Annotated in this window: 30 protein-coding genes, 1 tRNA gene and 1 other RNA gene; 14 read left to right on the top strand and 18 right to left on the bottom strand. The window is 64.0% G+C overall.

Annotated elements, in window-relative coordinates; translation table 11 throughout:
• Positions 1-74: 74 nt before the first annotated feature.
• Positions 75-1,760, top strand: coding sequence for an acyl-CoA synthetase (locus tag Harman_RS13180; protein ID WP_137684252.1), 1,686 nt, complete (start codon positions 75-77; stop codon positions 1,758-1,760).
• 346 nt (positions 1,761-2,106) lie between these two features.
• On the opposite strand, the gene ffs is transcribed toward Harman_RS13180, so the two are convergent.
• Together ffs and Harman_RS13170 are read right to left on the bottom strand one after the other, a co-directional pair.
• Positions 2,107-2,419: signal recognition particle sRNA (gene ffs / locus Harman_RS13175), an RNA gene on the bottom strand.
• Between the two features lie 79 nt (positions 2,420-2,498).
• A complete protein-coding gene (locus Harman_RS13170) occupies positions 2,499-2,912 on the bottom strand; it encodes a DUF7548 family protein (protein WP_137684251.1) in 414 nt (137 codons plus the stop codon).
• A gap of 79 nt (positions 2,913-2,991) precedes the next feature.
• Here Harman_RS13170 and Harman_RS13165 point away from each other — a divergent pair, with 79 nt between their 5' ends.
• A complete protein-coding gene (locus Harman_RS13165; RefSeq protein ID WP_137684250.1) occupies positions 2,992-3,267 on the top strand; it encodes a DUF5798 family protein in 276 nt (91 codons plus the stop codon).
• A gap of 74 nt (positions 3,268-3,341) precedes the next feature.
• Positions 3,342-3,416 (top strand) — tRNA-Arg (locus tag Harman_RS13160).
• 224 nt (positions 3,417-3,640) lie between these two features.
• Here Harman_RS13160 and Harman_RS13155 read toward each other — a convergent pair.
• Genes Harman_RS13155 through Harman_RS13145 form a run of 3 tightly spaced genes read right to left on the bottom strand, consistent with a single transcriptional unit; the run spans position 3,641 to position 5,107 of the window.
• Positions 3,641-4,519 carry a mechanosensitive ion channel family protein gene (locus tag Harman_RS13155; RefSeq protein WP_137684345.1) on the bottom strand — a complete coding sequence of 293 codons (879 nt, stop codon included), beginning with the start codon at positions 4,517-4,519 and terminating at the stop codon, positions 3,641-3,643.
• Positions 4,519-4,767 carry a YhbY family RNA-binding protein gene (locus Harman_RS13150; RefSeq protein WP_137684249.1) on the bottom strand — a complete coding sequence of 83 codons (249 nt, stop codon included), beginning with the start codon at positions 4,765-4,767 and terminating at the stop codon, positions 4,519-4,521. The genes Harman_RS13155 and Harman_RS13150 overlap by 1 nt, the downstream gene beginning before the upstream one ends.
• Positions 4,768-4,819: 52 nt before the next feature.
• Positions 4,820-5,107, bottom strand: coding sequence for a ribonuclease P protein component 4 (locus Harman_RS13145; RefSeq protein ID WP_137684248.1), 288 nt, complete (start codon positions 5,105-5,107; stop codon positions 4,820-4,822).
• Positions 5,108-5,323: 216 nt separating this feature from the next.
• On the opposite strand from Harman_RS13145, the gene Harman_RS13140 reads away from it, so the two are divergent.
• Positions 5,324-6,373 carry a glycosyltransferase family 4 protein gene (locus Harman_RS13140; protein ID WP_137684247.1) on the top strand — a complete coding sequence of 350 codons (1,050 nt, stop codon included), beginning with the start codon at positions 5,324-5,326 and terminating at the stop codon, positions 6,371-6,373.
• Positions 6,374-6,397: 24 nt separating this feature from the next.
• Here Harman_RS13140 and Harman_RS13135 read toward each other — a convergent pair whose 3' ends face one another.
• Positions 6,398-7,765 (bottom strand): MFS transporter, encoded by a 1,368-nt coding sequence (locus Harman_RS13135; RefSeq protein WP_268812802.1) that lies wholly within the window; start codon positions 7,763-7,765, stop codon positions 6,398-6,400.
• A 75-nt stretch (positions 7,766-7,840) separates the two neighbouring features.
• On the opposite strand from Harman_RS13135, the gene Harman_RS13130 reads away from it, so the two are divergent.
• Positions 7,841-8,944 carry a glycosyltransferase gene (locus Harman_RS13130; protein ID WP_137684245.1) on the top strand — a complete coding sequence of 368 codons (1,104 nt, stop codon included), beginning with the start codon at positions 7,841-7,843 and terminating at the stop codon, positions 8,942-8,944.
• A gap of 62 nt (positions 8,945-9,006) precedes the next feature.
• Here Harman_RS13130 and Harman_RS13125 read toward each other — a convergent pair whose 3' ends face one another.
• Genes Harman_RS13125 through gatC form a run of 4 tightly spaced genes read right to left on the bottom strand, consistent with a single transcriptional unit; the run spans position 9,007 to position 11,991 of the window.
• Complete coding sequence (locus tag Harman_RS13125; RefSeq protein WP_137684244.1) at positions 9,007-9,192, bottom strand: hypothetical protein; 186 nt, start codon at positions 9,190-9,192, stop codon at positions 9,007-9,009.
• A 47-nt stretch (positions 9,193-9,239) separates the two neighbouring features.
• Positions 9,240-10,379: a M48 family metallopeptidase gene (locus Harman_RS13120; RefSeq protein WP_137684243.1), complete on the bottom strand. Its 1,140-nt coding sequence runs from the start codon at positions 10,377-10,379 to the stop codon at positions 9,240-9,242.
• A 54-nt stretch (positions 10,380-10,433) separates the two neighbouring features.
• On the bottom strand, positions 10,434-11,711 hold the full coding sequence (gatA, locus tag Harman_RS13115) for an Asp-tRNA(Asn)/Glu-tRNA(Gln) amidotransferase subunit GatA (RefSeq protein WP_137684242.1): 1,278 nt from the start codon (positions 11,709-11,711) through the stop codon (positions 10,434-10,436).
• 1 nt (position 11,712) lies between these two features.
• Complete coding sequence (gatC, locus tag Harman_RS13110) at positions 11,713-11,991, bottom strand: Asp-tRNA(Asn)/Glu-tRNA(Gln) amidotransferase subunit GatC (RefSeq protein ID WP_137684241.1); 279 nt, start codon at positions 11,989-11,991, stop codon at positions 11,713-11,715.
• 221 nt (positions 11,992-12,212) lie between these two features.
• Between gatC and Harman_RS13105 the strand changes: the two genes are divergently transcribed.
• The 3 genes from Harman_RS13105 to Harman_RS13095 all read left to right on the top strand — a co-directional run bounded on the left by Harman_RS13105 (position 12,213) and on the right by Harman_RS13095 (position 14,216).
• A complete protein-coding gene (locus Harman_RS13105) occupies positions 12,213-13,187 on the top strand; it encodes a transcription initiation factor IIB (RefSeq protein WP_137684240.1) in 975 nt (324 codons plus the stop codon).
• A gap of 43 nt (positions 13,188-13,230) precedes the next feature.
• Positions 13,231-13,707 carry an NUDIX hydrolase gene (locus tag Harman_RS13100; RefSeq protein WP_137684239.1) on the top strand — a complete coding sequence of 159 codons (477 nt, stop codon included), beginning with the start codon at positions 13,231-13,233 and terminating at the stop codon, positions 13,705-13,707.
• 107 nt (positions 13,708-13,814) lie between these two features.
• The gene (locus tag Harman_RS13095; protein WP_137684238.1) at positions 13,815-14,216 is read left to right on the top strand and encodes a universal stress protein; all 402 of its coding nucleotides are present in this window, start codon (positions 13,815-13,817) and stop codon (positions 14,214-14,216) included.
• 2 nt (positions 14,217-14,218) lie between these two features.
• On the opposite strand, the gene Harman_RS13090 is transcribed toward Harman_RS13095, so the two are convergent.
• The 5 genes from Harman_RS13090 to Harman_RS13070 form a co-directional block, all read right to left on the bottom strand.
• Positions 14,219-15,313, bottom strand: coding sequence for an asparagine synthase C-terminal domain-containing protein (locus tag Harman_RS13090; protein ID WP_137684237.1), 1,095 nt, complete (start codon positions 15,311-15,313; stop codon positions 14,219-14,221).
• Positions 15,313-15,999: a PHP domain-containing protein gene (locus Harman_RS13085; RefSeq protein WP_137684236.1), complete on the bottom strand. Its 687-nt coding sequence runs from the start codon at positions 15,997-15,999 to the stop codon at positions 15,313-15,315. The genes Harman_RS13090 and Harman_RS13085 overlap by 1 nt, the downstream gene beginning before the upstream one ends.
• 345 nt (positions 16,000-16,344) lie before the next feature.
• Complete coding sequence (locus tag Harman_RS13080) at positions 16,345-17,580, bottom strand: TIGR04347 family pseudo-SAM/SPASM protein (RefSeq protein ID WP_137684235.1); 1,236 nt, start codon at positions 17,578-17,580, stop codon at positions 16,345-16,347.
• A complete protein-coding gene (locus tag Harman_RS13075; protein ID WP_137684234.1) occupies positions 17,577-17,891 on the bottom strand; it encodes an Htur_1727 family rSAM-partnered candidate RiPP in 315 nt (104 codons plus the stop codon). Before Harman_RS13075 ends, Harman_RS13080 begins: the two co-directional genes overlap by 4 nt.
• Positions 17,892-18,080: 189 nt before the next feature.
• Positions 18,081-19,232 carry a multicopper oxidase domain-containing protein gene (locus tag Harman_RS13070; RefSeq protein WP_137684233.1) on the bottom strand — a complete coding sequence of 384 codons (1,152 nt, stop codon included), beginning with the start codon at positions 19,230-19,232 and terminating at the stop codon, positions 18,081-18,083.
• 211 nt (positions 19,233-19,443) lie between these two features.
• Here Harman_RS13070 and Harman_RS13065 point away from each other — a divergent pair, with 211 nt between their 5' ends.
• Both Harman_RS13065 and Harman_RS13060 read left to right on the top strand, forming a co-directional pair.
• Positions 19,444-19,821, top strand: a complete 378-nt coding sequence (locus tag Harman_RS13065; protein ID WP_137684232.1) for a helix-turn-helix domain-containing protein — start codon at positions 19,444-19,446, stop codon at positions 19,819-19,821.
• Positions 19,822-19,823: 2 nt separating this feature from the next.
• Positions 19,824-20,123, top strand: a complete 300-nt coding sequence (locus tag Harman_RS13060) for a DUF7521 family protein (protein WP_137684231.1) — start codon at positions 19,824-19,826, stop codon at positions 20,121-20,123.
• 164 nt (positions 20,124-20,287) lie between these two features.
• Here the strand turns inward: Harman_RS13060 and Harman_RS13055 are convergent, their stop codons facing one another.
• Positions 20,288-21,601, bottom strand: a complete 1,314-nt coding sequence (locus Harman_RS13055) for a hypothetical protein (protein ID WP_137684230.1) — start codon at positions 21,599-21,601, stop codon at positions 20,288-20,290.
• Between the two features lie 89 nt (positions 21,602-21,690).
• Here Harman_RS13055 and Harman_RS13050 point away from each other — a divergent pair, with 89 nt between their 5' ends.
• On the top strand, positions 21,691-21,975 hold the full coding sequence (locus Harman_RS13050) for a DUF2249 domain-containing protein (protein WP_235007215.1): 285 nt from the start codon (positions 21,691-21,693) through the stop codon (positions 21,973-21,975).
• Positions 21,972-22,244: a glutamyl-tRNA reductase gene (locus tag Harman_RS13045; RefSeq protein ID WP_137684228.1), complete on the top strand. Its 273-nt coding sequence runs from the start codon at positions 21,972-21,974 to the stop codon at positions 22,242-22,244. Before Harman_RS13050 ends, Harman_RS13045 begins: the two co-directional genes overlap by 4 nt.
• A gap of 3 nt (positions 22,245-22,247) precedes the next feature.
• On the opposite strand, the gene Harman_RS13040 is transcribed toward Harman_RS13045, so the two are convergent.
• Positions 22,248-22,565 (bottom strand): cupin domain-containing protein, encoded by a 318-nt coding sequence (locus Harman_RS13040; RefSeq protein ID WP_137684227.1) that lies wholly within the window; start codon positions 22,563-22,565, stop codon positions 22,248-22,250.
• A complete protein-coding gene (locus Harman_RS13035; protein ID WP_137684226.1) occupies positions 22,562-22,795 on the bottom strand; it encodes a DUF2249 domain-containing protein in 234 nt (77 codons plus the stop codon). The genes Harman_RS13040 and Harman_RS13035 overlap by 4 nt, the downstream gene beginning before the upstream one ends.
• 89 nt (positions 22,796-22,884) lie before the next feature.
• Between Harman_RS13035 and Harman_RS13030 the strand changes: the two genes are divergently transcribed.
• Positions 22,885-23,421 (top strand): hypothetical protein, encoded by a 537-nt coding sequence (locus Harman_RS13030; RefSeq protein WP_137684225.1) that lies wholly within the window; start codon positions 22,885-22,887, stop codon positions 23,419-23,421.
• Positions 23,422-23,614: 193 nt separating this feature from the next.
• A complete protein-coding gene (locus Harman_RS13025; protein WP_137684224.1) occupies positions 23,615-24,382 on the top strand; it encodes a TasA family protein in 768 nt (255 codons plus the stop codon).
• The last annotated feature ends 2 nt before the right edge of the window (positions 24,383-24,384 follow it).

The following is a 24,384-nucleotide window of genomic DNA, read 5'->3' as shown; positions in this document are numbered from 1 at the left end:
AAGGTCTGCCGGCTCGGCCGTGGTGTCAGTGTCCCGACCGAAAAACGCAACACCTTCGCTGGCGAGGGATCGGCATGGTCTGGACAGTAATGCCGGACTTCGAGGGGTACGATGAGGCATGTTCCCAGTTCATCTGGGACCTGCCGGCCTCGTACAATCCGGCCGTCGATTTTCTGCGGAAACACGAGAACTCCGACAGGGTGGCGCTCGAACAGGCCTACCCCGATGGACGGCGCGAACAGTACACGTTCCGCGAACTGGACGAGCTATCGGACAGACTCGCTGTGGGACTAGCTGATCTCGGTGTCGAAGCCGGCGACCGCGTCGCCGTCGTCGTGCCACAAAAACCCCAGAACCCGATCACGCATCTCGCGAACTGGAAGCTCGGGGCCGTTTCGGTTCCGCTGACGGTCCTGTTCGGGACGGACGCGCTCCGGTATCGGCTGGACGATGCCGGCGTAGCTGTCGCGGTTATCGACCCGACCGTGCGCGACGACATAGACGCAGTTCGGGACGACTGTCCGGCGCTGGAACACGTCATCGAAATCGAGACCAACGCACCGGCCGGCGATGTCCACGCCTTTGAGGACGTACTCACCGCGCCGGAACACACCGACATCGAGCCCTACGAGTCCACGCCGGACACGGACACCGCAATCCTGTACACGAGCGGGTCGACAGGGCCGCCCAAGGGCGTCCGGCACTCCCACGCGCTCTGGCTCGGGCGGGCCGCAGCCGCGTACAACTTCTTCGATCAGGGGCTGGGACCGGAGGCGACGGTCTGGACGCCCGCGGACTGGGCCTGGGGTGCGGCGCTCGGGGGGACCCTCTTTGCGACGTGGCACCACGGCGGGACTATCGTCGGCTATCCCGCCTCTGGGTTCGAGGCTGACGAGGCGTTTGACCTGCTTGCCGAGTTCGATGTCACCCGCTCGTTCATGCCAGCAACGGCCCTGCGGCTGCTGATGGAGGTTGAGGACCCGACGGCGGCGTACGACCTCGCCATCGAGACGTTCGCCGTCGGCGGCGAATCGCTGACACCCGAAATCGTCGATTGGATCGCAGAAACGTTCGATTCGGTCACGATTAACGAATTCTACGGCCAGACCGAATTGAATCTCGTTGTCGCCAACAACTCCAACTGGTTCGACACCCGGCCCGGCAGCATGGGCAAGCCGTTGCCGGGGTATGACCTGGCGATTCTGGACCCCGACGCCGCCGACCGCGGCGTTGCTGAACGCCTTCCCACCGGCGAACTCGGCGAGATAGCGCTGCGACCCCACGACCGGTCGGTGTTCTTCGACGAGTACTGGCATATGCCGGAAAAGACAGCGGCCAAAGAAGTCGAGGGCTGGTTTGTGACCGGCGATTTGGCCCGGCAGGACGACGACGGCTACGTCTGGTTCAAATCCCGCAAGGACGACGTAATCATCACCAGCGGTTACCGCGTCGGCCCGATGGAGGTCGAGAGCGCGATACTCGAACATCCCGATGTGGTCCAGGCCGGCGTCATCGGCGTCCCTGACGACACGCGGGGGGAGATTATCAAAGCCTACGTCGAGGCCGCTGAGGACGCACCGGCCCACGAGACGCTCCGGGAAGCAATCCAGTCCGTCGTCCGGGAGCATCTCGCCGAGTACGAGTATCCCCGCGAGATCGAGTTCGCCGATGCGTTGCCACAGACGACCAGCGGGAAAATCCGACGGAAGGCCCTACAGGAGTGGGACGCCCAAGGGAGCGTCGACGAGGAGTCACCGTAGGCGTATCGAGTCGTGCGACCGCCGAGAACCGCAGGCCACGACGAGAGATACCGGCCGGAGGGTCCATTTTTAAATATGTGTTCCGCTATTGCGCTCAAAGCTACTAATTGGTGTATGTTGGTAAAACCCTCTATCTGAGTCTATATCTCTCTCAAATGCTATCGTAGTGGGATATTTAGATCTATAATCACCTACTCGCCGCATATGTGCCTTCGAACCCCCGATACGGCCCTGAACGACAGCAGTCCATAGTAGTCTCACACCAGATAACGGCCACTTAGAAGCGGACGGACCGAAAGCTATCCAGAGCTATCACTCTCTGGTCTCGAAAACGCAGATATGAATGGAACGGACAGCCAGGATTGCCCGGCGTTCGGGCGCGGGTAATCCCGTTTGCCTCCTCCACCCCGCGACCCCACGAGCGACGGGTGTTCGATGGTCCGCTGCTCACTTCCGTGCCTGGCGGAGTGCCATCGTTTAACCACGTGAGCACACCCCTGCAGGTGCGACCACGCGGACCGCCGTCCCCGTGGGACGAGGCTTCCACGTTAGCTTACGGGGTCCACGTCCGTCAGACCGGACGCCCCCGGTGTTCGGTCCCCGCTCAAGACCACAGTGCGGGCGAGGAGGGGGGCCTAGCCCCCCGACCTAGTCCATCTGAAACTCCGCCGCCACCCCATAAGGGCCTTTCGGATGCGCCCACAGACCGCTGGACGACGCCCCGGTCGGGAGACGGCCCTACAGGAGGTCCAGTGCCCGCGCAAACCACGTGCCACTGAGCGGGATGAGACAGCCGGCGACGACGACGACCCAGCGGTGGTGTTCCATCAGCGTCGATTCAGTCAATCCCAAGACGAGACTCTCGGGGACGGTGAACGCCCAGAGAGTACTGAGTGCGACGATGAACACGCCCATACCGATGCTCGCACCCGCCGCAATGCTGGGGTCCGAGCGACCCTCGCGGCCGGCCGCCAACACGATGATGCAGACGAGCGCGAACACCCCCGGTAACAGCGGGGAGAGCGCCCCCGAGTCGTAGTACGCTCCCACGGCGCTGGTCGTCTCGACGAGGCCGTACGGGACCGCAAGCGCGAGGAGATACAGAACGCAACCGACGATACCGACGGTCGGAGCGAGCCGCAAGTCGTCCATATCGTCGCTCGGTCCGGCGGCGTCTTAACAGCGACGTTCGAGCGAAACGAGCAAATGTCAGCTCTCCGTACCAGTGACTATGGGACTTGGTTCCACCGCCAAAAAAATACAAAAGGTCGCCGACATCGCCGAGGACCTCTACAAGAAGGTGAACGAACTGAAGACACAGCTGGAGAACTTGCGCAGCACCGTCGACGAGACGAACGACCGCGTCGACGGGATGGAACAGGACCTGGCCGAACAGCGCGCACTTATCGAGGCACTCGCCGAGGAACGCGGCGTGGACACGGACGCCGTCGTGGCTGATGTCACCGCTGACGGCGATACGGACGCCGCAGAAACGGTCTCGGAGTAAGCCAGGGACCGCGGTGTCCCCTCGCGGCGGAACCGGTTGGTTTAAACCATAACGTCGTCATACCACTGTACGTAGGGCGCTTAGCTCAGCTTGGACAGAGTGCTTGGCTTCGGACCAAACCGTCGGGGGTTCAAATCCCTCAGCGCCCGTGCAACGAACCGACGAGCGCCGCGAGTCGGTGAGGTGAACCGGCACTGTGGATTTGGAGTAGAGAACCCCGAGCGTAGGAGGCGTTCGCGTAGTTCAAATCCCTCAGCGCCCGCTTGCTGTCTCAAACGAATTCGTGAGCCGCTGCTGCGGTACTCTGTGGCGTTGCCCCCTCATACTAGCCACGGTCAGCAGTCTCCCCCGTGAGAATACAACCGACGAGTTCTCAGTCGTCGGCCGGTTCCACGACGCTGTCCAGCCCGGTCATCTCCAGACCGCCGCCAATCGTGCGGTTCGGATACGGGATGTTGATGTCTTCCGCGTCGAACCGCTCTTTGACTGTCTTGACATATTCGGCGCGGGTCTTGATGAAATCAGCGCGGTTCGGGTCCTCGATCCAGATCCGGGACTGGAGACCAACCGAAGAATCGCCGAGTTCGACCAGCCGAACGGACGGTTCGGGGTCGTCCATGATCTCGGGATGGTCCCGCGCTTCCTCTAGAATGATTTCGGTCGCTTTGTCGATGTCGTCGTCGTAGCCGATGCCGAACATGAACTTCAGACGGAGCTGGTCTTTAGCGACGGGGTTCTTGATGACGCCGTCGGTCAGATTCGAGTTCGGGACGGTCAGTAGCTCGTTGTCGAACGTTCGGACGCGGGAGACCCGCAGGCTGATGTCTTCGACGACGCCGGAGTGGTCGTCCCACTCGATCCAGTCGCCGATCCGGAACGGCTTGTCGGTGTAGATGAACACGCCGGCGACGAAGTTCTTGATTACGTCCTGCATGGCGAACCCAATGGCGAGCGTCGCCGCAGCGGCGATGGTCGCCAGCGACTGCAGGAAGTTCCCGTAATCGGCCATCCCGAAGGCAACGGAGATGGCGACGAAGATGACGCCGATACTGACGAGTTTCTTCAGCGGTCGCCGGGCGTGGGAATCGAGGTCGCGGGACTTGAGCGAGCGGTCGACGATGGGTATCACAATTGCCTTCCCCAGGGCGTAGACGAGGACGAAGACGACAAGGAAGACCACTGCTGAGGCGATGGACCCGGCGGCCGGGACACCGAAACCTTCCAGCAGGTCGGCGAGCGGTTGGACCTGCATCATTTCTCGAACACCGCAGTGTGACCCCGCACCTGCACCACCTCAGCGTTAACCATCTCGGCCAGGTCGTCGGCGAGTTCCTCGGCCGTTGTGCCGCCCCGGGACGACCGGAGGAATTTGACCTTCACGAGGTCTGTGTTTTCTAACTGGTCGTCGAGTTCGTCCGCCACGGACTCGATACCGTGTTTGCCGACGCGGAGCGTCGCGTCGAGGTCGTGTATTCGCGACTGTCGAGAAGAATCGGTCATGTACGCGGTTTAACGCCGACAGCCCCTTAAAACCAACAGTCGTAAAGAAATCTCAGTCGTACGGATAGCGGGACTGTGCGCCACAGTCGCACGTGATGACGACGTGACCCGACTGGGTTCGGGACCGGGCGTTGTGGCCGTGCAGCAGGTACGTATCACAGGCGTCACACGTCGACCGCTCGAACGACCGCGGCAGGCGCAGGCGGTGGCGTTCGGCGACGCGGCGAGCGCGACGGACGTACGATCGGGCGCGCGCCTCGTTACCGGCCTGGACCGCCTCGCGAGCGAGCGACTCCAGACGCTCGATGCGCTCGCGGGCGATGGCCGCCTCGTCCGTCATTGCCGGTACTGTGTCGGCGGCGGGAAAATGCCTTCCGGACGAGCTAGCAAATATCGCTTACTCAGGGACTGCTGGTACTAACAGCCAGAAAGTCCCACCCTGGAGTTGTTTCACCAGCCGAAAAGCGGCGGAGGCGATCCGGTTCCCCGCGTAGCAAATTAGTTTCGGTTGTGCGAAGTCGGTAGGATTTTCGGCCAGGCCGGAGTGCCCCGAGACGTGCGCGTCCTGAACTATCTCGAACTGGCCGACCACCTCGACCGGTCGGGCATCGGCACCGCCGTGGACCACCAGCGGGCGGCGCTGTCCGAGACCGACATCACGGTGGAGACGACGCCCTGGCAGGAGGGCCATCCGGCGTGGGCGCTGGGGGGAAACATCGCCTTCGACGACCCGGTGTTTCGGGAGTTCGACATCGCTCACTGCAACATGATCGGGCCGGGGTCCGTCGCCGTGGCCCGGTATGCCGAACATGCGGACATACCACTCGTCCTCCACGCTCACGTCACCCGCGAGGACTTCCGGGACAGCTTCCGCGGGTCGAACCTGGTCGCGCCGGCGCTGGGCCAGTACCTCCGGTGGTTCTACTCACAGGCCGACATGGTTCTCTGCCCCTCCGAGTACACAAAAGACATCCTGGAATCCTACCCCGTCGACGCACCGATACGGCCGATGACGAACGGCGTCGACATCGACGCGCTCGACGGTTTCGAGGACCTCCGGGAGGACTACCGGAACCGGTACGACCTCGACGGGATGGTCGTCTTCGCCGTCGGCAACGTCTTCGAGCGCAAGGGGCTGACGACGTTCTGCGAACTCGCCCAGCAGACCGACTACGACTTCGCGTGGTTCGGCCCCTACGACGCCGGGCCACAGGCCTCAAAGACCGTCTCGCGGTGGGTGAACGACCCGCCCGAGAACGTGACCTTTACCGGGTGGATCGAGGACATCCGCGGCGCGTTCGGGGCCGGCGACGTGTACCTGTTCCCGACGAAGGCCGAGAACCAGGGCATTGCCGTGCTGGAAGCGATGGCCTGCGGAAAGGCAGTCGTTCTCTCGGACATCCCGGTGTTCCGGGAGTACTACGAGGACGGCCACGATTGCCTCATCTGCGAGGACGAGGCCGAGTTCCGCGAGGCGCTGGAGCGCCTCGCCGACAACCCGGACCTGCGGGAGCGACTGGGCGAGAACGCGAAAGAGACGGCCAGAGAGCACAGCCTAGACCGGGTCGGCCGGCGACTCGTCGAGACGTACGAAGAACTGGCCTGAGCAGCGTTCGAGGCGGCGCGGTTGTTATGCCGAGAGCGGTTCGCTGTCGACCGATACCGTCGGCGAGCGCCGCCAGACGACCGCGACCAGCACTGCGCCGACCAGTACCAGCGCGCCGGCGACGACGAAGGCGAGCAGGAAGTCGTAACCGCCGAGCCAGCCGCCGAGTATTGACCCGACGCCGCTTGCCAATCCGGAGACGGCGGTGTAGATGCCGAGCGCCTCGCCGCGAATGGCCGACGGTGCGAGCTGGGTGACGACGCTGGCCGCGGTGACGGCGATGACGGCCCAGGCGACGCCGATGAGACCGAACACGATACCGTTGAGAATCGTCCCCAGCAGCGTCGCCGACAGCAGGAGTCCCACGACGGCAACGGCCGGATGGAGCGCCGCGCGGGCGAGCAGGCCCCCGACCTGAAGCCCGCTCGGGTCGTACCGCTCGGCGAGCGAGCCGGCGCGGTCGTACCACAGCGCCGAGCCGACGCTGGAGACGAGATACAGCGCGAACACGAGTCCCGACCCGTAGCCGAGCGTCCGCGAGAGATACAGCGGCAGCGGCCCCCAGAACACGCCGAAGCCGACGAAGAAGGCGACGACACCGCCAAAGTATATCGTCAGTGCCGGGGAGAACCGGGCTGCGACCTCTCGGGGGTGCATCGACCGCGTGAGCCAGTATAGCCGCCCCGGACCGACCGGGAACGTCGCGCTCCTGACCGGGAGCCGACGCGACCGGGCGATGGCCCGCGCCATCCGACTGGCTCGCGGGCGGTCGAGTTCGGCGGGGTCGGACGGCAGCCACTTCGCCGCAAGGAACGCTGCCAGCCCGACGGCGGCCGCACACAGCCACAGCAGCGACTGCTGGGCGGCAATCTCTCCGAGCGGGGATGAAAGCAACGTCGTCCACACCAGCCCGAGGACGAGGCCCCCGGCCCACCCCCAGCCCTGGTAGCGGTTCAGGACGGCGAACCGCGCCGGCCAGTCCCGTTCGACGGTTCCAACGGTGACAAGCAGCGTCAGTACCGGCGCGATAGCGCCCGCCGCGAACCACAGCAGGCCGTTACCGACGATGACCAGCCACGGCTGCTCGGTGAGCGAGACGAGCACCAGCGCGAGGGTCGCCAGCCCCAGCGCGAGGAGGACGAGCGACCGACGTTTCCCTGTTTTGTCGGCGATACGTCCGAAAATGAGCGCCCCCGGCGCGCCCGCGGCGGCGGCCACCCCAGCGAGGACGCCAAGCATGAACGTTTCGCCGCCGATGGCGACGAAATACAGCGGCACGAGCAGCGAGCCCGCACCAAGCGACACCGATGCGATTGCCCAGGCGTACAGCCAGCCATCCCGGTCCATTATCTCCACTCTTCCGCGGTCCCTGAAAAGAACTCTGGCACCCACACAGGGGTGACAGCCGTCTGACGGGTGGCGTGCCAATGGCAACGGTTTAAGCCCTGGTCCTGCTACGCCGCGGCGATGGCACTGCCGCACGTCGCGACGTTCACCGACACGTACTTGCCGACCGTCAATGGGGTGACCTACACGGTCGAGACGTGGCGGGACCGCTGGCGCGACCGCGGCGGTCGCATGGACGTGGTCTATCCCAAGAGCGACCACGAGCCGTCCGAGAACGAGTATCCCGTCCGGAGTCTACCGTTTCCCTTCTACGAGGGCTTTCGCCTGGGGATGCCACAGATTCCCGAGGGCGTCCGGGACGCCGAACTGGTCCACGCCCACACCCCCTTCAGCCTCGGGATGGCGGGGCAACGGCTCGCCGGCAAACTCGACGTTCCGTTCGTCGCGTCGTATCACACGCCCACGAGCGAGTACGCCGAGTACGTCTCTTTCAACGGCGCTGTCGAGTCAGCGGTCCGCTCCAGCGCCGAGAGCTACGAACGCTGGTTCCTGGGCCGTGCCGACACCGTCATTGCGCCGGGTGAGCGCGCAGCCACGCACCTCCGGGAGTCTATCGACCTCGATACGACGGTAACGGTCGTCCAGAACGGCGTCGACACGACCGTCTTTGAACCGGTCGACACGGCTGTGTTCCGCAAGCGGTACGACCTCCCCGACGGCCCAATCGTCGGCTACACCGGTCGCCACGGCTACGAGAAGTGCCTTGAAGACATCATCACCGCCTGTGAAGGCCTGGACGTGACTGTCGTGTTCGGCGGCGACGGGCCGGCCCGCGAATCCCTCGAAGCGACAGCCGAACACAGCGACGTTGACGTGCGCTTTCTCGGATTTCTCGACCGGACGGAACTCCCCGAACTGTACTCGACGCTGGACGTGTTCGCGTTCCCCAGCCCCGTCGAAACACAGGGGCTCGTCGCCCTAGAGGCCAACTGCTGTGGCACGCCGGTCGCAGGCGTCGACGCCGGCGCGCTCAGCGACACCATCGAGGACGGCGAGACCGGCTACTCCTACGACGAAGGCGATATCGACGGCTTCCGTCGGGCTATCGAGCGCGTCCTCGACGACCAAGAGCAACTGCGGGAGCGCTGTCTGGCCCGGCGGGACGTGGTGAGTGTCGACCACGCCATCGACAAACTGGCCGACGTGTACGCCAGCGTGCTGTAGCTGTCGCCAGCAGTACGACAGTGTGTGGTAGCTGTCGCCACCGCGGTGCGCCACCCGGCAACTCAGTTCCGCGAGTGCGACCACCCGACACCGAACGCCAGTCCGTTCAGCGTCCCCAGCGCCATGCCGAGGTAGAAATCACCCAGTGCGACGGCCAGTATCATTCCGGCACCGATACCGAGCCCCAGTCCCTTCAGCACCGTCGGCCAGTGGAGCCAGCTCAATCGCCCGTCGGCGTCGTCGCTCATATCCTCTCTCGGGCTGCCGGCGAGTAAACTGTACCCCTTCGTTACGACTACCCGCGTTGATCGAGGGCGGACTGTCGCTCCTGCAGGGCGGCGATGCGGTCGTCAACGTCCGGATGTGACCCAGGTAGCACCCGTTCAGTGACTGTTCGCCATCGGTGGGCGAGCCGTTCGGCCCGTCCGTCCGGCGAACTCTGCTCGTCGGGCTCAATTGCATGCGGGACCACACAGAGCTCTCGGACGCCGGTCTCGGCGGTCCGGATATCCGTGTCCGGGCGCTGGTCGTCTGTCAGCGACTCCAGCGCGCTGGCGAGTGCCGCCGGGGAGCCACAGATAGCGACACCGCCCGCGTCGGCGGCGTACTCCCGAATCCGTGAGAGGAGTCGGTAGCAAGCCGTGCTGGCGAGATACAGTGTTGCTGTGACTGGTATCGCGATGACAGCAAAGAGTAGCATCACGAGGTGAATGTTCCCGCCAGCGACCCACGTCCCGTCCCGGTCGTCGCCGCCGAGGAACCAGTGACAAAACGCCGAATACTGCAGTGTCTTCCCGAGCGTGCGAGTAAACAGCGCGCTGACAGTCGGGAGGAACGCGGCCGCAGTCATGACAAACGCGTCGCCGTTCTTGAGATGGGCCAGTTCGTGGGCGATGACGGCGTCGAGTTCCGTATCGTCGAGTTGGTCGACAAGCGCCGTAGTCACGAACAGCGTCTGCTCGCCGGGCCGACTGGCAACGTAGCTATTGGGCGTCTCAGAGTCGATGACTGTCACGTCCGGTGTCGCCATGTTCGCCGTCTGTGCCAGCCGAGCCACCCGTTCTCGGAGGCGGTCGGAGGTTTCGCTGCGCCGTATCTTCGCCCGCATCTCATCGATGGACGCGGGGTCGGTCACCGGGGATTCGGCTGCGGTCGTCCCGGCGTCCCGGAGTGTCATCCGGTAGCCGTAGATGGATTGGACGGCGAGGACGAGTGGCGTTCCAACGAGGACGACGGGCCACAGCGGCACGATATCGAATCCCATCGTCCAGAACAGCGTCCCGGTGTCGTACCCGACCAGCGGCAGGAGACCGAACGCGACATGACCCAGCACGTACGCGACGGCGACAGCCACGGCGTCGAAGGCGACGAGCACCACTACGAGCGCGATGAGGCGTGCGCGGAGGGACCACGTAGTGGATAGGAGGGGAGCCATAATTGTTCGTTCGTTGTGACGAACAAAAAGCGTACGGGGAGTCCGGGTCCGGTTTCAGGCCAGCGCGCTGCCGGCCCGAATAATCTCTCGTTCGCCAAAGGCCGGCCCGACCAACTGCAGTCCCACGGGCAGCCCGGTGTCGGTTTCACCGGCGGGAACGGAGATAGCCGGGAGGTTCGCCAGGTTCACGGGGGTCGTATTTGCGTCGGCCAGATACATCGTGAGCGGGTCGTCGAGGCTCTCACCGCGCTCCATCGGCGGGACGGGCATCGTCGGTGACGCGAGCACGTCGGCGTCCTCCAGCGCCTCGTCGAAGTCCTGTTTGACCCACGCGCGGGCGTCCTGGGCCTTCTTGTAGTACTTGTCGTGGTAGCCCGCCGAGAGGGCATACGTTCCGAGGAGGATCCGGCGTTTGACCTCCTCGCCGAAGCCCTCTTCGCGTGCGTTGGCGAACGAGTCGTTCCAGTTGCCGTCGTAGCCGCCGGACTGACCGTAACGGACGCCGTCGAACCGCGCGAGGTTCGACGAGGCCTCGGACATCGCGATGACGTAGTACGCCTCGACGGCGTGTTCGACCGAAGGGAGGTCGACCTCGTGATAGCTCGCGCCCTGGGCTTCGAGGTCGTCCAACGCCGTCCAGAACGTCTCGACGACTTCCTCGTCGGCTCCGTCTAGCAGTTCCGTCGGAACACCGATGGAGAGACCGTCGACATCGCCGTCGGCGGCCGCCGCGTAGGAGCCGTCGGCGTCGGGCGCTTCCTGTGTCGTCGCGTCGTGTTCGTCCGGCCCGGCGATGACATCCAGCAGTTCGGCGGCGTCCTCGACGGTCGGCGCGATAGGGCCGATCTGTTCGAGGCTGTTGGCGTAGGCGACGAGGCCGTACCGGGAGACCAGCCCGTAGGTGGGCTTGATGCCGACGACGCCACAGAAGGCGGCCGGACAGCGGATGGAGCCGCCGGTGTCGCTTCCCAGCGCGAGGTCAGCATCGCCAGCAGCGACGACGGCGGCCGACCCGCCGGAGGAGCCGCCCGGCACGCGGCCCTCAGCGACGGGGTTCTCCACGGGACCGAACGCTGACGTTTCGGTGGTCGTTCCCATCCCGAACTCGTCCATGTTCGTCTTCCCGGGGATGGTCGCGCCGGCGTCTTTCAGGCGCTCGACGACCGTCGCGTCGTACGGCGGGACGTACTCGTCAAGCATCGCCGAGCCACAGGTCGTCCGGACGCCCTCGGTGGAGATGTTGTCCTTGACTGCGACGGTTTTGGCCGCCAGCGGGCCGTCGTCGGCACCTTCGATGGTTTCGTCGGTGATGTAGCCGTTGTACGCCGTCATCTCACGACACCTTCGGCCCTTTGAACTGCCCGTCTTCGGTGTCGCTGGCGTTCTGGAGCGCCTCCTCCTGTGAGAGGCTTTCGCGTGTCTCGTCGGGGCGCATCACGTTCGACAGTTCGGCCTCCCGTTCTGTCTCGGGCACATCGTCGAGCGCTTCGAACGCATCGAGGATGTCGCCCAACTGCTCGGTGAACCGCTCGATTTCGTCGTCTGCGAGGTCGACGCGGGCGAGGTCCGCGACGTGCCGGACCTCCTCGGGGTCGACGGCGGGGTCGCTCATGTCGGGCTGGAGTGCTGGGCGTGCGGTAAGCGTTTCGAAACGATGGGGCGAACTATAGCGATACTAACTGGTATCGAACAGTATCCATACAAATCGCCAACTCTTGTTTGCTGTTCCGAAAATTGGCCTTTCAAAATGTGCAAAAGTTTTAAGTCGCCGTGGACACAACAGTATATCACAACACGTTTTTCGGGTACGATACCCGGTTGTCCCCCCAACAAATGACCGATACCAGCATCCGCCGATACTCGAACGAGCGCGAAACGGAGACAGAGCAGACGGACGAGGAGGAGTCGGAGACGCTCGTCTGTCCGGAGTGTAGCGGGTCGCTACTCTCCGACAGCGAGCGCGGTGAGACGGTGTGTGAGGACTGTGGGTTAGTCGTCGAGGAGGACGAGATCGACCCCGGTCCCGAGTGGCGCGCGTTCGATTCGAAGGAGAAAGACGAGAAGTCCCGCGTCGGCGCGCCGACGACGAACATGATGCACGACAAGGGCCTCTCGACAAACATCGGCTGGCAGGACAAGGACGCCTACGGCAACTCCCTGTCCTCGCGCCAGCGCGAGAAGATGCAGCGACTGCGTACCTGGAACGAGCGGTTCCGGACACGGGACTCCAAGGAGCGCAACCTCAAGCAGGCGCTTGGCGAAATCGACCGCATGGCCTCCGCGCTCGGACTCCCCGAGAACGTCCGCGAGACGGCCAGCGTCATCTACCGCCGTGCGCTCGACGAGGACCTGCTGCCTGGCCGCTCCATTGAGGGCGTCTCGACGGCGTCGCTGTACGCCGCCGCGCGCCAGGCCGGGACGCCGCGCTCGCTGGACGAGATCGCCGGCGTCTCCCGCGTCGAGAAAGACGAAATCGCCCGGACCTACCGCTACGTCGTCCGCGAACTCAGCCTCGAAATCCAGCCGGCCGACCCCGAGAGCTACGTCCCGCGGTTCGCGTCGGATCTTGACCTCTCCGAGGAGGTCGAGCGACGCGCCCGCCAGCTCCTCCAGAACGCCAAGGAGGAGGGCGTCCACTCCGGGAAGTCGCCGGTCGGCCTCGCCGCCGCCGCGGTGTACGCCGCCTCGCTGCTCACCAACGAGAAGGTGACTCAGAGCGAGGTCAGCGAGGTCGCCAACATCTCGGAAGTCACCATCCGCAACCGCTACCACGAACTGCTGGAAGCGGAAGACAACATCCACCCCTGAGCGGTATCGTAACCTAAACGACCGGCTGTGCCGTTCCGTCGGTATGGAAACCACGCGTCATTTTGTCGCGACCGTCTACGTCGTCAGCGACGGCGCCGTCGCGCTCCACGAACACAGTAAGCTCGACATGTGGCTGCCCGCCGGCGGGCACATCGACCGTGACGAACTCCCCCACGAGGCCGCCCTGCGCGAGACGCGCGAGGAACTGGGCCTCGACGTAGATCTCATCGCCCCACAGCAGGACATCGAGAGCGAAACAGTCCGCTCCATCCCGCAGCCACAGCACTTCCTGCTCGAAGACATCAACGTCGACGCCGAGGGCGAGGTCGGCCACCAGCACATCGACTTCATCTTCTACGGCCACGCGGACAGCCGCGACATCACGCCGGGGCCGGGCGAACAGCCGGCTGACGACTGGGAGTGGTTCGACGCCGATGCACTCCGGGCACAGGTCAACCGGTTCCCGGCCGACGTGGTCGAAATCGGCGAGCGCGCAATCGAGACCGCTAGCCGCCGGTAACGCCGGGCTACCCGTCGCACTGGCTGTGGTCAGGGCCCGTCGTATCGCTTCCCTTTCGACTTCATAGGTTCATGTTAACTATTAACATATAGGTCGAACTATCGCACATGTACCAGGTGGTACTCCCGGTCGACGCCAGCGAGGAACGGGCGAGCGCACAGGCCAGTGCGACTACGGGGCTCCCTCACGCCGAGGACTCGGTGACGGCGACGGTCCTGCGGGTGTTCGATGACGAGGATACGGCTGAGAAAACGTCGGTCGAGCAGACGCCTGCGGGCAAGGCACTCGTGGAGGCCCTGCAGGAATCGGGGGTCACCATCGAGACGGAGACGCGCCACGGGGACCCGGAGGTCCAGATTATCAACGTCGCCGAGGAGCGGGATGCGGACATGATTATCCTCGGCGGCCGGAAGCGCTCGCCGCTGGGTTCCCTCGTCTTCGGGAGCGTCAGCCAGAGCGTGATTCTCGACTCCGAGCGGCCGGTCGCCGTGACCGGCAGCGCCCAGTGACCTCACGCTACGAGCGATTCGACGTACTGCGTGACGTGGTCGTCCATCCGTCGCTTGTAGCCGGCCTGGCGGGCCAGGCGGTCGAGTTCCCGGGCGGCGAGCGAGCCGTACTGGGCGGCCTTCTTGTCCCGGTCCGCAATCTCGTTTGGGAGCGACTCGCTGGCTGCCGCGCGGAGCGCCACCTTCCGCGTCTCGCCGTCGACGAGCAGGTCGCCGTCCAACCGGAGCGCGGCGGCGATGACCCGGTCGTGTAACAGCGGCGTTACCGGTTCGACACCGGCGGCCCGCAGCGCGAGCACGTCCCGTTCCAGTTGGTCGGGGAGCGAGGCGATGACCTCGCGCTGTGCCCCGCGGACGGTGTCGGCCTCGACGCGCGGGTCTTCGGGGGCCTTGGCGACTTTGGCGTAGCCGCCGAACAGCTCGTCGGCTCCCTGGCCCAGCGCCAGTCGGTCGAAGCCGTCGCTGGCAACCCGGTCGGCGGCGAGATACAGCGGGAGCGCGATCTGGACCGCCATCGCGTTCGTTCGCCCAGTGGCGCGTGCGATTTCGGGGACGGCCCGCTCGATGGCGTCGTGTGTGAGTTCGACGATGCGGACCTCGGTTCCCAGCAGGTCGGCGGCCGACCGCGCCGCCTCAACGTCGTGGCTGTCCGGGAAGCCAGCGACGTACAGCGGCGCGTCGAGTCGGGCCGCAAGCAGGGCCGAGTCGACCCCGCCGGAGAACGCGATTGCCAGCCCATCTGTTTCTACGGCGTCGATGCTTGTCTCGACAGCCTCACGGACCTGCTCGATTGCCGTCTCGCGGTCGCCGGACGGCTCGGGCGACGGGAGCGACCACCGCTGTCGGGTCCCACTCTCGGTCCGAACATGGCCGGCTGGGAACGAGATTGGGTCGTCGAGGTCTGTCGGGTCGTGGCTCCACTGCTCGGAGTCGAGGCGCGTCTCCTCAGACACAGCACGCTCCACGAACAGCGGATACCGACCGAGCACGTCACGGACGAGCGCTCCGTCCACTTCGCCCGCGAAACCGCCGGTTCCGGGGAGCGGGTCGCCACTGTCGAGGGCGTCGGCAACGGTGTCCGGGTCGGCTCCCTGCATCACTGGAGGAGGTCGGCGATACCGTTCTTGACGCGCCGTTTCGCCCCGCCCGCGGCCTGCCTGAAGCTGATGCGCCACGGTGTCCGCTTGCCCTCGACGGTCGTCTTGCCCTCGCGGATGGCGTCGAGAATCGCGTCGGCCGAACGCTCGTCCGTGTCGACGTTCGTGACCGCCTGCCCGACCATCTCGGCAATGTGGGCGTCACTGCCGGCAGTCATCGGCAGCCCCTCCCGCCGGGCAAACCGCTCGGCCTGCCGGTTCGACCGCCCCGTCAACAGCCGCGAGTTGTACACTTCGATGGCGTCGGCGGTAGCGAGCTCGGCCTTCGAGATGTGTTCTAACACGCCGTGACGGGACTCCTGAAACGGGTGCGGGACGACCGCGAGTCCGCCCTGGTCGCGGATTCGGTCGAGCGTCTCGTCGAACGGGAGGTGGGTCGGAATCGCCTCCTGTATCCCAAGCGCGAGGACGTGTCCGGCGGCGCACGTGACCTCCATCCCGGGAATGCCGACGAGGCCGTACTCCGGGGCGAGTTCGGCCGCCCGGAGGCTGGCGTCGATTTCGTCGTGGTCCGTCACCGCCAGCGCGTCCAGTCCGACGGCGCTGGCTTGCTCTAAGAGGAGCTCGACCGGGTCCCGGCCGTCGTACGACAGCGACGAATGCGTATGTAGCTCAACCGACTGCACAGGAGCCGATAGCGGGGGGCAGGGCAAAAACGCCCCGGTCCGATATAATCAGCAGTTCAGAGAAACGGAGAACGTTTCGGCCGCCCGTTCCAGAGACGGCCGATTGCCCGAAGGAACGCCCATCTGTCCCACGAGACTGAGCGCGTGCTTTCCCGACGACACGACCGTCAATCGACGGTCGCACGTGGTAGTTACCGGTCGGCCAGAATGAGTCGTCTCCCTCACCTTGGCGGGGGTTAAAGTACGATTAACCGCCGGCCTCTCATACGGATTAGTGTAGCAATTTACCGGTGTCTACCGACCACGGGGTCGGCGAAATCCGAAAATAATCTACACTAATCCGTATCAGTCGGCCGAGCGCCCGCTGGTCATCGGGTTCTCCCCGGTGTCGAAGGGTGGCGGCCCACGGATTTCCTCGTCTTCCAGATAACACTGTGGGTCCGGCGCGAACAGGTCATCTTCGACGGTAAGTGCCCGGAGTCGGGAGCCACCACGACAGACCTCGGCGTAGCGGCAGTCGGCGCATTTCCCTTTGAGGTGTTCTTCGCGGTTCCGGAGCGCCGAAAGCAGCGGGTTCGACTCGTCTTCCCAGATGTCTCCGAACGAACGGTCGCGAACGTTGCCCAGCGAGTACCCCTGCCAGAACTGCGTGAGGTGGACGTTGCCCTGGTAGTCCACGTCGGCGACGCGTTCGCCGGTCGGGTCGCCGCCGTTGACCCGCAGGTACTCGTACACCCGCTGGGCCTGTGCGTCGCTCATGTGCTCGCGGGCGTACTCGACGAGGTAGGCCGCATCGGCGTAGTTCCCGACCAGCAGCGTCTCGATCTCCTCGCCGCGGTCGTGGTACTCGCGGGTCATGTCACAGACCCGCTTGACTGCCTGCCGACGGTCCTCAGGAGTGAGGTCGGCGTCGACGATTTCGGTCCCGCGGCCGCCGTAGTCCAGGTGGTAGAAACAGAAGCGGTCGACGCCCACGTCGGTCAGCAGGTCGACGACGCCCTCCAGGTCCGCGGCGTTGCGCTCGGTGATAGTGTACCGGAGGCCGGTCTTCAGTCCCGCGTCCAGGCAGTTCTCGATACCCTGGACCGCACCCTCGAACGCGCCGTCGACCCCGCGGAAGTCGTCGTTGCGCTCGGGCAGGCCGTCGACGGAGACGCCGGCGTATTTCAGCCCGGCGTCCTTGAGCGAGGCGGCACGCTCCTCAGTGATGAGCGTCCCGTTGGTCGAGAGAACCGGGCGGACACCGACCTCGTTCGCGTAGGCGACCAGTTCTTCGAGATCCTGGCGGACGAGCGGCTCGCCGCCGGAGAACAGCACTACCGGCGCGCCGTAGTCAGCCAGGTCCTCAAGCAGCGCTTTCCCTTCCGCAGTCGAGAGTTCGCCGTCGGCGATTTCGGTGTCGGCGGCGGCGTAGCAGTGGTCACAGTAGAGATTGCACTGCTTGGTGACGTTCCAGACGACGACCGGCCGGCGCTGCTTCTCGTCCCTGATCTGGCGTTTGGTCGACTCGTTGGCCGCATCGTACCGGAGGCCGTCCCCTTCGGCGTCGAGGTCACAGAGCAGTTTCGAGACCGAGATCATCGGTTTTCACCCCGGAGCGTCTCCGACTCCATCTCGTCGACGCTCATCGTGGCGTCCTCGCCCGCCTTCCCCGTTCCGAGCGTTGCGGCATCCCTCTGATAGCGCTGTGTCTCGTCGGCGGGACACAGCCACAGCGTGACGGCAGTCCGCGCGAACAGCGACGCCGCCTGCTCTCTGGCAATCTCCACCGACGGCGCGCTGACGCTTCCGACGTGGGTGAGCGGGTCCGCCGTGTCCTCGCGGACGAACACCTCCCACTCGCGACTCGTTGCGCCGCGCGGGGCGTCTACCTCGTGGTCGAACTCTTCCATACCCTCTTGTTAGATTCCCCAAGAAAAACGGGTCCAGTGTGTTCTCAGTTGTTGGGAACCACGAGAAAATTCGATATAGCAGTATGAGATTTACTATGCCAGTTACGCGAGAACTACCGTTATCGAGTCAGTCCTTGAAATCGTTCCAGAAACAGCGTCTATTCCGAAGTTACGTCACGACAGGGTGCGTCACCCTTCGTAACCGGCGTACTCCATCAGCTGCTTGAAGATATCCGTGTCCATCGCCTCCTTGTAGACGACACCGGTGACCATCCCACCGGGGTAGGAGTTCCCGTTCATCGCGTGGCTGACCTTGTGGCAGTGCGCGAGGTAGATGCCGGGGTCGGCGTCGGCCTCAAACTCGATGGTGTGTCGCCCGGCGGGCGGGATGCTGGTGATGTCCTGGTCGTGGCGGGCGGCTTCGGGAATCTTGCCGCCGTCCTTGTGAGTGACCTGGAAGCGGTGGTTGTGGATGTGCATCGGGTGGTCCATGTACCCGTTGTTACACATGTGGATGCGCACGGTATCGCCCTGCTCGACGATGATGGGCGAGCCGTCCTCCGGGTGGAGCGTCCGCGGCGCGGCCTTCCCGTTGATCGTGAACGTATCGGGGCGACGGTTGCGAGCGTCGTAGCTGGCGTCCATACCGGCCATCTGGCGGTTGAGCCGGGAGTCCCACTCCTTCAGCGTCATGAAGTACTCCTTGTCGGCCGGCTCGTACCCCTCGGGGTCGACGCGGAAGATGCCATACATCCCCATGTCGATGTGGCGGTGGGTCTGGTAGTGGCAGTGGTAGAGGTGGGTGCCCGGAACGTTCGCGGGGATGGTGTAGGTGTGCTTCTCGCCGGGGTCGATTCGGATGCCCGTCGTGGTCGGGACGCCGTCGTCCTCCCACTGCTTCTGGACGGCGTGGAAGTGGACCGTGTGTGGGCGCATGCCGTCCGTGTTGTCGAAGGTGACCTCCATGTCCTCGCCCTCGGTCGTCCGGAGAATGGGTCCCGGGACGCTGGGTTCACCGTCGTCGGCTTTGAACGCCCACACCTGCGGGAGTTCGACGGGGCCACCCATCGATTCGCCGGGATGGGCCTCGTGTTTAGCGGGGACAGAGGAGAGCGTCACTTCCCCACCCTGCTCGTCGACGTTGACGATCTCCGGCGGCGACGTGGTCGGAAGATCGCTGTTAGATTGTGCCGGGGTTGCGTTGCTGTCGACTGACTCTTCAGTCGGAACCTCACCCGGAGCGGTACAGCCCGCGAGCGCGAGCGTGCCACCGAGGCCGGACGCTTTCACGAAGTCGCGACGGGAGATGCCCGATCCGGGTGCGCCGATCTGGTCTTCCATAAGCAATTGGGGATAAGACACCACAGTATAAACCCCCGGAGGGGCGTTCTCAGGCCGACAGAACCGTTCCCAGTTACTGGGAACGAAACAGCGATTACAGATAAGTGCCCCATATATTACGGACTGTGTGATAGAAAACGGGCGATGTCAGGCGGTAAGCGCTCCGAAGTCGGTTATATTAAACGTCTCGGGCGGGCAGTGTCGGGTAAGGATGGTCCGGGACCCCTTCGCTGACGAGGAGACGCCGGAGTTGCAGGCAGTCCTCGATGCGCTCGACGACGAGGATTGTCGCGATATCGTCAGCGTGCTGGAGGAACCACTGACGGCGAGTGAAATATCGGAGCGCAGCGGTGTGCCGCTGTCGACGACGTATCGGAAGCTCGAACTGCTGACGGAGTCCTCGCTGCTGTATGAAGGTGTGGAGGTCCGCTCGGACGGACAGCACGCCAGCCGGTACGCTATCGACTTCGAGGAGGTCGTCATCAGCCTTGACGAGGAACTGTCGCTCACCGTCGACATTTCACACCGGGCTCGGACGCCGGACCAACGGCTGGAGAACCTCTGGTCCGAGGTACGAAAGGAGACATAACCATGGTACACATTCCAAGTTCAGAAGTCGGAATCGTTGTCTCGAAGACGCTTATCCTCATTCTCGGCGGGCTGATAACCTACTACTCGTATCAAGCGTACACGCGAACAAAAAGCCCACAGCACAAGTGGCTCACGTACGGGTTCGGGGTAGTGACCCTCGGTGCGTTTGCCGGCGGCGTCCTCGACATCGCCGTCAGCAGGTACCTCGGGCAGCAGCTCCTCTCTGTCAGCGTCTTTACGTCGAGTTCGCTGACGGCTATCGGCTTGGGCATTATTCTGTACTCGTTGTACGTTCAGTAGCCACCGTTCGGCGCACCGAAACGACCGTCTGTCCGGTGTTCTCGGGATCGAGCGGGGGATTCCCCACTGTTTAGCGGCCTTCCCACTGGGTGAGAACACTGTGGGCTGTGATATTTATTCTGACTCCACTCGCTGGACACGGAACAGCCGACGACGGCCTGAATTCACGAGTCCTCGGCCGCTGTAGGTTCACGTCCGGTCAACAGTGTTGGCAGCGACTGCGGGCTGTGTTCGACGAGGACGGCGACGAGGTTGCCCGCGAACAGGAGAGCGCCGAGAAGCACAAGTGCCCCAGCGAAAAGCGGTGTGCCGTCCGGCGTTTCGAGCCACTGCTTGCTCACCAGGAGGCCGTACGCGAGAGTCAGCGCGGCGGCGTCGAGGGCAGCGATACGGTGGTCGTACAGGTCATCGACCATCGGCACGTCCTCGAATCCCAGCCGGTCACTGTACCGGTGGACCCAGACGATGAACGGGACGACGTGATACAGCGTCCCGAGGACGACGAAGCCGACGCCGCCGACGAGCAGTACCGTCGACGGGTGACCGAGCAATCCGCTGTAAGAAAGCGGGTCTTGCCACCACCGAGTCACCGTCAGCCCCGCCCAGAAGATCAGTGACACCGCCGCGACGCTGTAGCGAGTCAACATCGGCGACCATTCCACGCGCGCACTGACGAGCTGTCGCGCCAGCAGCGCCGCCACCACGCCGATACCGGCCGCGACCAGGACCGCACCGAACCTAGCCAGGGCCGCGGACCCGACCAGCCGACCGCCGGCCAATGCCAACACGCCGAGCGGATAGAGGACCGTCTCTGCCCGCTGGACCGCCGCTTCGACTTTGCCGGTGTCGGCCTGCGTGAACATCGGGGCAAGCTGTGCCAGCGCGCCCGCGACAGTCGTCAAGACAGCGCCGAACACGGCGAGTGTCCCGTGAGTCAACAGGAGCCCCTGCCGGCCGACGCCCAGAAGCGGCAGGACACCGACAGCGTGATCCAGCGCCAGCCCGATCCCGGCGACCGTCACGAGAGCGAAAAACACCAGCGCCCAGCCGAAGTGGATAGCCGTTACGTCGGGGTCAGCGGCCAGAAGCGTCCGCCCGATGTTGTAACAGAGGATCCAGACGCCGATCAGCGCAAACGTTCCGGCGACCGGCAACAGGGCCGGGGTGGCCGTCAGGAAGCCGGCGGCCAGTCCCGCGAACCCGACCGCTGCAAGTGGCAACTGTGTGGCCGCCAGGCGTTGAGAGTGGAGTTCGACTCCACACCAGACTGGGACGAACTGTGTCACCGCGCCCATGATCGTAAGACAAACCCAGCCCGCGAGCAAGAGGTGGACCTGTGCGAGATAACCGGCTCGTCCGCCAACGACACCGACGGCGACACCGGCGACGAGAAATGCCAGTGCGACCACGAAATGACGCAGCGGAATCGTCATCGGCGGTGCGGCGTTTGCGTCCACGTCGGCAGGGATGCCGCTCATTACTGTCTACTACGGCCCTGTCCCTGCTGGCAATGTGGCCGAACATGTTCGGGAAAAGGGTCGGCCCGCTCACAGCCGAATCCGAGCATATGGCGGCAAACAACCAGCCCACAGAACGAGTCGCGGCCCTGATTTCGGAAACGGACTCACCCGACGACGCACCGACAGAGCAGCTTGACGTGCGGTCACTCGGGCCACCAAAGCCGCTCAAGCAGACACTGGAACGGCTCGTCGATCTGGACGACAGCACCGTTCTGATCCAGGTCAACGACCGCGCCCCCCAACACCTCTATCCGAAACTCGACGACAGAGGGTACGACTTCGAAACTGTTGAGTCCGACGACACGACAGTGACTGTCATCTGGCGCAGATGAGTCGGAACACGGAGTCACCCGTTGACGTTGACGAAGCGCTCACTCACATCGACAGCCGGGGCGCAAAGATCCGAAAGGAGCAACTCGAACGAACACTGTCACAGCTACAGGCCGACAGCGAACTGACAGCCGATCAGCGGCTGGCAGTCGAGCGGTTGAGCGAACGCCTGGTCGACCGATTGCTCGCCGTCCCACGGGCGAGTCTACAGGACGCAGCGCAGAACGCGGACGAGGAGACGATCGAGACGGCGATGTCCCTGTTCGAGTAGCCTCTACTCCGAGGACTCCGCGAGGACGAGCAGCGCCTCGCTGTCCGCCGTTGCGGCTGGTGAGATGTCCTGGTCGCCATCGAACCGGACGACTTCTCCCGGCGACAGCGACAGCGTCTCGTCGCCGAGCGTCAGGTCCACAGCTCCCGAGCGGAGGTAGAACACGATGTCCCGACCGGGATGCGTGTGGGCCGGAATCGACTCGCCCGCATCGAGGGATAACTGGATGGTCTTTGGCTCCCCCCCGAACAGCCTCGTCCGGCCGGCTCCGTCGGCGTCGAGATCGGCTCGCTCCGTTCCGGGGAACTCGGTGTCACTCATTGTTTCGGGAGGTCCGCGACGTACTTCCGTGGCCCGTCCTGCTCGCACTGGTAGTTCGCCGCGTCGAAGGCGTCGACTTCGGCCTGCAGTTCGTAGAACAGCGGTTTGGGTTCGTGGTCGTTGATAATCCGGAGTGTCTCACCGGACGCCAACGCCTCGAAGGCGTTGTGTATCTTAGGGTGGCGCTCCGGCGGCGGCGTCTCACGCAGATCGAGTGTGGTTGCTGGCATCACGTAGACATTCGCCGGGTGCTGGGGAGGGGGTTCCCCCGAACACGTTCGGGAACAGGCCCTGATGCGTGGCCGCTATCTGTTTCAGTATGAGCCTTCTCTCCGGCCTCCGCGGCGGCTCAGATGTCGGGTTCGATAGCTACGGGACGTTCGTTCCCGAACACAACCCTGATCCGGGACCGTTCCTGTCAGACGCATCGGTACTGACCGGCTCCGACCACGCTGCCTTCCACCGGCTCACGATGGACCTGTTCGACGAGCGCGGCGTGTACGACATGACCTTCGGCTACAACCTCGCGCGATTGAACCTCGACCACCGGCACCCAGACGCCGGGTTCCGCTACGCCCGGGAATCAGAAGACGCCAGTGTGTTGCGCGCCGAATTCACGCCGACGACGGAGTTCTGCCCGCAGAGCGACACCCTGACCGTCGGCTCGTTCCGCGCCTGGAACGGGCTGACGGACCGCCACGAGTACGACGTTGTTCGAGTCCGCGTTAGCCCGATCCACCACCAAAGCACGCGGATAAACGACAAGCTCCAGCGGCTCGAAACGCAGTTCCGACAAACCGGTGAACTCCAGGCGGACGACGAGGACGGGGCGTCCGATGATAGTGTCCCGTTCTGACAGGACTGTGATTGTATCGGCGCGAATCTATCGCTAAAATCTGTCTCGGTGTCGCCGACAGGTCCGGTAGGGGGCTATTACCGCCTGAAATTTAAATGATCTTCCGTGCTGTTGGTGCTCTCGGTATCACGCTATAACGGCCGTTTTGACGGCTGAAAAAGTGGAAACACTTTTACAATCAGCTTGTCAAATAATGGTAGACCAAGCGTACCGGATGGGGGATCCGGGCTTGGTGGGCTGGTGGAGTCTCAACCTCCACAGTGAGAGATACATGTCAGACAATAATATAGAGTTGACGCGACGCAGAGTACTGGGTGGAATCGCAACGGTTGGTGCGGCAAGTGCGGCTGTGGGTGCGGGGACGTTTGCCGCGTTCAGCGACACGGAAGAAAGTACAGGGAATACCATTAGCGCCGGAACGCTGGACTTGGAGTCAGATATCACCACTTCGCTATCGCTGACCGGTCTCAAACCCGGTGATGATAAAGATGGTAACACAGTAACAGCGACCTACTCCAGCGGTAGCACAATGCCTGCGGCAATTTCGCTGGGGTTGTCCCTCAGTGAAAATGAGGATGAGGCCACGGAACCGGCAAGCAATGACAATGATCTCAGTCCAAATGATTTCGCTAAAAAAATAAAAGTGGATGCGGCCAGCATCAGCGCTGGCGACGCTACTACCTACATAGTCGGCGATAGCAACAACAGTTCGGGTCTGGATTCGCCTCTAAGCGAAGCGACAGAGGGGCACCCGAGCGATGATAACGACGATCCACTATCGTACATCGACCTCTACACCCTTGTCGACGAAGCAGATTACAACGAACTGCTCAGTAGCGTCTCTGCTGGTACTGAAATCACTTTATCTATAGATCTCTCGATGCCTACAGAAGTAGGCAACAAAGCACAGGCCGATAGTGCTGATCTGGGTGTCACATTCATAGCCGATCAAGAGAACTAAGA

The organism is Haloarcula mannanilytica (assembly GCF_005406125.1).
In the GTDB taxonomy this organism is placed as follows: domain Archaea; phylum Halobacteriota; class Halobacteria; order Halobacteriales; family Haloarculaceae; genus Haloarcula; species Haloarcula mannanilytica.
Note: the sequence above shows the minus strand (reverse complement) of the source record. Positions and strands in the feature narration are given on the sequence as shown.

Excerpts from the sequence above, each read along its gene's own strand:
- Harman_RS13180 (WP_137684252.1), top strand. The coding sequence starts at position 75 with ATGGTCTGGACAGTAATGCCGGACTTCGAGGGGTACGATGAGGCATGT.
- Harman_RS13150 (WP_137684249.1), bottom strand. The coding sequence starts at position 4,767 with ATGACCGATTCTTCTCGACAGTCGCGAATACACGACCTCGACGCGACG.
- Harman_RS13055 (WP_137684230.1), bottom strand. The coding sequence starts at position 21,601 with ATGAGCGGCATCCCTGCCGACGTGGACGCAAACGCCGCACCGCCGATG.
- Harman_RS13040 (WP_137684227.1), bottom strand. The coding sequence starts at position 22,565 with ATGAGTGACACCGAGTTCCCCGGAACGGAGCGAGCCGATCTCGACGCC.
- Harman_RS13120 (WP_137684243.1), bottom strand. The coding sequence starts at position 10,379 with ATGGCTCCCCTCCTATCCACTACGTGGTCCCTCCGCGCACGCCTCATC.
- Harman_RS13050 (WP_235007215.1), top strand. The coding sequence starts at position 21,691 with ATGGCGGCAAACAACCAGCCCACAGAACGAGTCGCGGCCCTGATTTCG.
- Harman_RS13060 (WP_137684231.1), top strand. The coding sequence starts at position 19,824 with ATGGTACACATTCCAAGTTCAGAAGTCGGAATCGTTGTCTCGAAGACG.
- Harman_RS13165 (WP_137684250.1), top strand. The coding sequence starts at position 2,992 with ATGGGACTTGGTTCCACCGCCAAAAAAATACAAAAGGTCGCCGACATC.
- Harman_RS13025 (WP_137684224.1), top strand. The coding sequence starts at position 23,615 with ATGGTAGACCAAGCGTACCGGATGGGGGATCCGGGCTTGGTGGGCTGG.
- Harman_RS13100 (WP_137684239.1), top strand. The coding sequence starts at position 13,231 with ATGGAAACCACGCGTCATTTTGTCGCGACCGTCTACGTCGTCAGCGAC.
- Harman_RS13090 (WP_137684237.1), bottom strand. The coding sequence starts at position 15,313 with ATGCAGGGAGCCGACCCGGACACCGTTGCCGACGCCCTCGACAGTGGC.
- Harman_RS13070 (WP_137684233.1), bottom strand. The coding sequence starts at position 19,232 with ATGGAAGACCAGATCGGCGCACCCGGATCGGGCATCTCCCGTCGCGAC.
- gatA (WP_137684242.1), bottom strand. The coding sequence starts at position 11,711 with ATGACGGCGTACAACGGCTACATCACCGACGAAACCATCGAAGGTGCC.
- Harman_RS13080 (WP_137684235.1), bottom strand. The coding sequence starts at position 17,580 with ATGATCTCGGTCTCGAAACTGCTCTGTGACCTCGACGCCGAAGGGGAC.
- Harman_RS13155 (WP_137684345.1), bottom strand. The coding sequence starts at position 4,519 with ATGCAGGTCCAACCGCTCGCCGACCTGCTGGAAGGTTTCGGTGTCCCG.
- Harman_RS13105 (WP_137684240.1), top strand. The coding sequence starts at position 12,213 with ATGACCGATACCAGCATCCGCCGATACTCGAACGAGCGCGAAACGGAG.
- Harman_RS13065 (WP_137684232.1), top strand. The coding sequence starts at position 19,444 with ATGGTCCGGGACCCCTTCGCTGACGAGGAGACGCCGGAGTTGCAGGCA.
- Harman_RS13130 (WP_137684245.1), top strand. The coding sequence starts at position 7,841 with ATGGCACTGCCGCACGTCGCGACGTTCACCGACACGTACTTGCCGACC.
- Harman_RS13145 (WP_137684248.1), bottom strand. The coding sequence starts at position 5,107 with ATGACGGACGAGGCGGCCATCGCCCGCGAGCGCATCGAGCGTCTGGAG.
- Harman_RS13075 (WP_137684234.1), bottom strand. The coding sequence starts at position 17,891 with ATGGAAGAGTTCGACCACGAGGTAGACGCCCCGCGCGGCGCAACGAGT.
- Harman_RS13035 (WP_137684226.1), bottom strand. The coding sequence starts at position 22,795 with ATGCCAGCAACCACACTCGATCTGCGTGAGACGCCGCCGCCGGAGCGC.
- Harman_RS13125 (WP_137684244.1), bottom strand. The coding sequence starts at position 9,192 with ATGAGCGACGACGCCGACGGGCGATTGAGCTGGCTCCACTGGCCGACG.
- gatC (WP_137684241.1), bottom strand. The coding sequence starts at position 11,991 with ATGAGCGACCCCGCCGTCGACCCCGAGGAGGTCCGGCACGTCGCGGAC.
- Harman_RS13095 (WP_137684238.1), top strand. The coding sequence starts at position 13,815 with ATGTACCAGGTGGTACTCCCGGTCGACGCCAGCGAGGAACGGGCGAGC.
- Harman_RS13030 (WP_137684225.1), top strand. The coding sequence starts at position 22,885 with ATGAGCCTTCTCTCCGGCCTCCGCGGCGGCTCAGATGTCGGGTTCGAT.
- Harman_RS13045 (WP_137684228.1), top strand. The coding sequence starts at position 21,972 with ATGAGTCGGAACACGGAGTCACCCGTTGACGTTGACGAAGCGCTCACT.
- Harman_RS13170 (WP_137684251.1), bottom strand. The coding sequence starts at position 2,912 with ATGGACGACTTGCGGCTCGCTCCGACCGTCGGTATCGTCGGTTGCGTT.